The sequence below is a fragment of the Ferroplasma sp. Type II genome (genome assembly GCF_000496155.1).
The window spans coordinates 1-6,107 of sequence record NZ_KI542821.1; the positions used below are offsets into that span (position 1 = coordinate 1).

Here is a 6,107-nt window from a genome sequence, read left to right on the forward strand (position 1 = left end):
AGGCGATCCATGGTCAGGGCAGATGGCTCTTCCAGGGGGGCACATGGAAAATGGGGAAACATGTGAACAGGCCGCAATAAGGGAAACAATGGAAGAAACTGGGCTTTCTGTTACGGTAAATAGGCTACTGGGACTATATCATACACTGAACGGGCATGTAAGTGTCGCTGCCTATGAATGTATATCCAGTACTACAGAAGTGCATCCGGACAATGAGATATCACAATATTTCTGGTCATCTGAAAAGGATCTGCTGCTGGATAATGAAACCTACCGGTTTGGAAATTATGTAGTTTTTGGGCTAACCTACCGCATCCTCCGTGATTATTTTTCCTAAAACCAGTAATTCTCTATTAAAGATATGTATCAGTATCAGGGTTCTTTTTCCCTTTGTCCACATACACAAAACTGGAAACATTAAACCTTTCAAATTATTTTTTTGTTTCCGCATTGCTCATTATTATATAGTTGCAATGCTGATATAAGCCAATAGAGGATACTTAAATTCCATGCGTTCAGCACAGTTATCACAATTGAGTTTTCATGGATCTTTAGAAGCTGTTTATCCAGAAATTGTAAAAATACCCGATATATGTTGCGATAGCTTTTTATATAATTTATAGTTTTATTCTGATGGAAAATCAGGATGCAAAATCCGGGCTTGCTACACACACATTAAGTATGTGGCAGGCACTGGCACAGGGTTTAGGGACTAATGGCCCAGCTGCAGTCACGGCTTTGTTTTTTGTTGGAATTGCCGGAGCTGTTGGCGCTTCTATGACACTGGTTATAGTTCTCGCATTCATTATATATTGCGGAATGACACTTGTCACCTACGAATGGTCGAAAGAGGTGGCTTCAGCCTATTCATGGGCAGCATTTCACAGGAAGGCATTTAAAAGTACAGGAAGATTCCTTTCATTTTATGGCGGCATTTCATATTATTACTACTATCTTTTAGGATATACGGGCTTCGCAATGCTTGGGCTCACCGCCTTTCTTTATGCACTGGATCCGGCACTTGCAGCAGCATATCCATGGATCTGGATTCCACTCACAATAATTATAATCGGTGAGACAACAGTCTTGAATTTCTTTGGTGTAAAACTGTCATTGAAATACGTTCTCTATACAGGGCTTGCAGAATTTATATTCCTTGTTGGCACATCAATAGCCCTCATAGTCATTGCAGGCCCAAACAACTCATTCGTTCCCTTCACTGCAGCAGCAGTGCATTTCAATTATACTGACATTGCAGTGGAAATGATTCTGGGCATAGCCACATTCGGAGGTCTTAATTCTATTGTTCCAGTTGCCGAGGAAACAAAAAACCCCAGAAAAAATATACCACTTGCACTGGGAATACTCGCCGGGCTCATAGGGGCTGTCATAATAATGAGTTCCTATGCCCAGTCCGTAGTATACGGAGTAAACAATATGTTTAACTATGCAAGCCTATCAGATCCGGGAATTTATGTGTACACCAGGTATCTTGGACTTGCAGTTGCTGCAATATTTGCATTGTTTATCATAAACAGCTTCAACTCTTCGGGAGTGGCATTTGAAACCAGCACAGTGAGGACTTCATATGCATATGCCAGGGATGATCTCTTGTTTCCAAAGGTTTTTGCAAAGATCAATAAACACAAGGTACCGGGAAACCTGGTCATATTTACAGGACTGCTGAGCATGACCATAGCCATAGTTTCCGGGCTCATACTGGGGCCACTGACTGCCAGCCTGTTCCTTATCATCAGCAATTCAATATTCAGTTTTTCAAATCATGCTATAGCTGGAATTGGGTTGGGATTCTACCATAAAAGAAAGGGAACATTGAAAATAATACAGCACCTTGCAATACCATGGGCAGTAGCCATAGCACTTGTTGTTGCAATTGTATATGTTGTGTATCCGGCTCCACCACCGCCATTAAACTATGCCTCATATATGTCGGGAATCTACTTTGTATTCATTGTGGTAATGTATTTTTATTACAGGGCTAAAAAACCTAAAATACTTGAGGATGTGGGTAAATTCTCTCTCTGATTAATCATAACTATAAAATTATTTTTTAACATTTCGAACCTGAATTTCCCTTTCCTGACAGAGATAATTTTTTGATAGGCAATAAACTTTCCATTCATTTTTCAATTCTCCTGGAAAATGTATAAAGGTGAAGCAATACCATAACATCTATAATAATCATCCCAAATATTTCATTTTCTGCAACGGATTGCCAGGGAACGGCAATAAATATTGCCCATGACACAATAAGTATAATTAACAGTAAAACACCGGTTTTTTTGAATTGTCCAAATAATAATGATATGCCTATTGTGGCATAGGATATTGAGGCAATGATGAAAAACCATATGGAAACAAAATCATGTGGATAAGTTCCCTCATGGTATATGCCTATCAAGGCCAGGAACAGTCCTCCAATTATGAAAAACGATGCCCCCGTATTTTCTATCTTATTTCTGGAATTAATTATTATGGCTATGGAAAATAATGCAATCAATATCCCTGTTATCATAAGTCCTACATTGTAAATATAGGGGTCAGTTGGTGCAGGGTGGAAATTTAAAATCATGTTTCCACCTCCCAGGTCACTTAAAGCATTTCCAGTAATTCTGAACCATGGATTTTTAATTATAGAAATAACAATGGTCAGCCAGGCAGCCAGTATGGCAGAAAATCCAGAACAGGTTATAATTTTATTATTATTCATATATAATAATATGTTAAGAACTATATTTAATTTTGTATATCCATTGTTCTGAAAACCAGTAAATAATAGAATAAAATTTTGTTGATCTATGTTCTGTCCAGGATCTTTACAGTCTCGGCCAGTACCTCCAATCCTTTTTCAACATCACTGAAATTCGTCCATTCCAGTGGAGTGTGGCTCAGCCCCCTGATACTTGGAACAAATATCATGCCTGCCTTTGATATTCTGGAAATTGGGATTGTGTCATGCCCTGCTCCACTTGGCATATCCATGCTGGTGAACCCAAGTGTAGATACAGAAGACCTGATAGCATTCATCACCTCATCTGACATTATTGAAGGTTCCACCTCAGCCACAATTGAATATTTAATTTTCACACCAAATTTTTCCCTTTCTATCTCATCCAGTACCTTTTTCTTCATGAAGGCAAGGCTTTCACTTTGTTCGCTCCTTAAATCTATTTTCATATTTACATGTCCTGGAATTACATTGAACCTTCCTGGATCTACAGATAATTCACCCACAGTACCAACACTGTGGTTTCTGTATTTTTTGGATGCATCCCTGGCTATCCTGTCCACGCTGGCAATGATATCTGCAGCCCTTACAAGAGCATCGCTTCTCATCTCCATGGGGGTTGTTCCGGAATGCCCCTGTATACCTTCAAGTTCCAGAGAAAGGACGCATTGACCCGTTATGGATGTAACAATTCCTATCTCCTTATCCTTTTCTTCCAGTACAGGTCCCTGCTCTATGTGGTATTCAAGGTAATATTCAGGTTTTCCCGGAAATTCGGAATCGCCCAGGTATTCTATTCTCTGCATTGCAGATTTGAAATCAGTTCCATCACGATTTTTCAATGCCCAGAGTTTCTCCCTGCCAATATTTCCTGTAAATCCGTTGCTGCCCAGCATTGGCTGGTGAAATGCCGATCCTTCCTCCCCTGTAAAGGCTACAGCAACAATATCTCTCCTGTTTCTGTATCCTGATTCTTTGAACCTGAGAAGAACTTCAAGCGCACTGAAAACACCCATTGTACCATCGAACATGCCGCCATGGACAACAGAATCAAGATGTGACCCCATCATTATTATTCCCCCATCTGGGCTGCTTCCCCTGAGAGTCACAAATATATTTCCATAAACATCTATGAACGGTTCAAACCCATTCTTTTTGCACAGGTCAACGAAATAATCCCTGGTTTTTTTATCCTTCTCCGTGCCTGCAGGCCTTGTGACCCCGTCATTTTCTGTCAGTGTTTCGTATTCGGATATGGCCTTTCCATTCTCTCTGCCAATAGCCCCCTGTTCTATCAGGATTTTTTTGATTCTTTCCATATTTTCCATTTAAATGCCTCCTTTTTCAAGAAAATGTCCCTTTTTCCCTCTTCCTGTGAAAACATCATTCTCTGCAAGTATCTCTCCACCGGAAATAGTAAGTACCGGCCATCCTTTTGTTTTCATGTGGCTGTATATGGCAATGTCAGTACCCATGTGAAGGTCTTCAGCACGGAGGCCATGTTCCAATTTTGTATCTATAACAGTTATGTCTGCATCACTGCCTATGGATATTGACCCCTTTCTTGGGTATAAATTAAATATCTTTGCCGGAGATGAGCTGATCACATCAACGAATTTTTCCAGTGTGATTCGCCCCTTCTGCACGCCCTCGGAAAACAGAAGTGGGAGCCTTGTCTCTATTCCCGGAATTCCATTTGGAACCCTATTGAACGGTATTCCTGCCCTTTTCTGTTCAGCCAGAAAAGGAACATGGTCTGAACCTACAGCCTGTATTTTTCCTGATGCTATGGCATCCCACATTCTTTTATTATCCTCTTTCTGTCTCAAAGGCGGACTGCAGAGATATTCATTTCCATTTTCCCTTTCAAGGTAACTGCTGTCCAGAATCAGATACTGAGGGCATGTTTCTCCATATATATCTATTCCATGCAGTCTGGCGATATCTATAATTTCAGGTGATGTTTTTGTAGAAAGATGGACACAGTAAACCTTGGCACCGGATTCTCCGGCCATTAGGGCAGAATCGGCCACAGCAACATCCTCACTTACAGGTGGTTTGCTTATGGCATGGTACTTTGCTTCCGTTTTTCCCTGTGCAAGGAGCGATTCCAGATTACCTTCCAGGAAATCATTGTTTTCTGCGTGAATCTGTACTATTATCCCGTATTTTCTTGCAATGTTCATTCCCTGGAGAATTTGATAATTATTGGCATACCTTCCGAGATTTTTGTATGTGGTGAAAATCTTCACTGCCATTATTCCCATATTAGACAGTTTAGAAAATATAGATTCTAGCCTCTCACTGGACGCGAAGTCTTCTGTTACCATCATGGGTTTTATGGTAAAGTCCAGGGAACTGCTTTCAGAAAATCTCTTTATCTTGGATGCTGCAGCGGCAACTGTATCCTCACTTTTGTTTGCCTGCGAAAAGTCCAGCACTGTTGTAGTTCCCCCAATGGCCGCGGATTCCGTTCCGTTCTTGATTGTACCTGCACTGGAATAGCCTTCTATATGAGTATGTGGATCAACTCCCCCGGGTATTACAAGTTTTCCTGCTAAATCAATTCTTTTTCCATTGCCAGAAAGGCTGTTAAGGCTTCCTATGGCTGCTATTTTTCCATCCCTTATCCCTATAGATGTCCTTTTTAAACGGCCACATAAAAACACATTTCCATCATCAAGTATCAGGTCAAAACTCATATAAAATATATAATCTGTGGTTATTTAACTCTTTTGAGCAGGAATTACATTTAATAATGCAGTACTGTTTCTCCAGTTCAGGATAGAAATTAGTTCTACGGTTAAATTTAAATCAAATAGCCTTATATTAGATTATGAAAGCGGTGAAGGCGAATTTGCTTTATGATGGAAAGGGTGTGCAGAAAAATGTTTATGTAAGTTTCGACGGAGACAGCATAATGGAAGTATCCCGGAATAAGCCGGATTGCGAAATTCTTGAGGAAGGCATTGTAACCCCTGCATTCATTGACCCACACAGCCATATTGGACTGGACAGGGCAGGTGAACCGGGATTAGAGAGTGAAGCAAACGACAAACTGGATTCAATGATTCCACTCGCCAGAGCAATTGACGGTGTTTATATGGATGACCATGCATTCACTGAATCTGTTGAAAACAACGTACTGTACTCTGTTGTTTTGCCTGGGAGTGGAAATATTCTGGGAGGCATGGGATCGCTTATCAGGAATTTCTCAAAAAACACAAAGGATGCTTTTGTGAAGGATATCGGGGTCAAAATGGCTCTGGGATACAATCCACGGAGCACAACTGAATGGAAGGGGACCAGGCCAACCACAAGAATGGGTGTTGCTGCCATAATTAGAGAAAATTTCACA

At 40.6% G+C, this 6,107-nt stretch carries 5 protein-coding genes and 1 pseudogene; 3 read left to right on the forward strand and 3 right to left on the reverse strand.

The genetic code is table 11. The annotated features are described in order from the left end of the window. Both AMDU4_RS13090 and AMDU4_RS13095 read left to right on the forward strand, forming a co-directional pair. On the forward strand, nt 1–337 hold a 337-nt coding region (locus tag AMDU4_RS13090), incomplete at its 5' end, for an NUDIX hydrolase (RefSeq protein WP_021788410.1). Between the two features lie 296 nt (nt 338–633). Next, the gene (locus tag AMDU4_RS13095; protein ID WP_021788411.1) at nt 634–2,046 is read left to right on the forward strand and encodes an APC family permease; all 1,413 of its coding nucleotides are present in this window, start codon (nt 634–636) and stop codon (nt 2,044–2,046) included. A gap of 94 nt (nt 2,047–2,140) precedes the next feature. Here the strand turns inward: AMDU4_RS13095 and AMDU4_RS13100 are convergent, their stop codons facing one another. From AMDU4_RS13100 to hydA, 3 genes are all read right to left on the reverse strand, one after another. After that, entirely contained in the window at nt 2,141–2,731 is a 591-nt protein-coding gene (locus tag AMDU4_RS13100; RefSeq protein ID WP_021788413.1) for a DUF998 domain-containing protein, read from the reverse strand. Nucleotides 2,732–2,817: 86 nt separating this feature from the next. After that, nucleotides 2,818–4,077: a M20 family metallo-hydrolase gene (locus tag AMDU4_RS13105; protein WP_021788414.1), complete on the reverse strand. Its 1,260-nt coding sequence runs from the start codon at nt 4,075–4,077 to the stop codon at nt 2,818–2,820. Continuing rightward, entirely contained in the window at nt 4,078–5,451 is a 1,374-nt protein-coding gene (gene hydA, locus AMDU4_RS13110) for a dihydropyrimidinase (RefSeq protein WP_021788415.1), read from the reverse strand. 134 nt (nt 5,452–5,585) lie between these two features. Here hydA and AMDU4_RS13115 point away from each other — a divergent pair. Beyond that, nucleotides 5,586–6,107 (forward strand): annotated as a pseudogene (locus tag AMDU4_RS13115) (imidazolonepropionase); the annotation flags it as partial.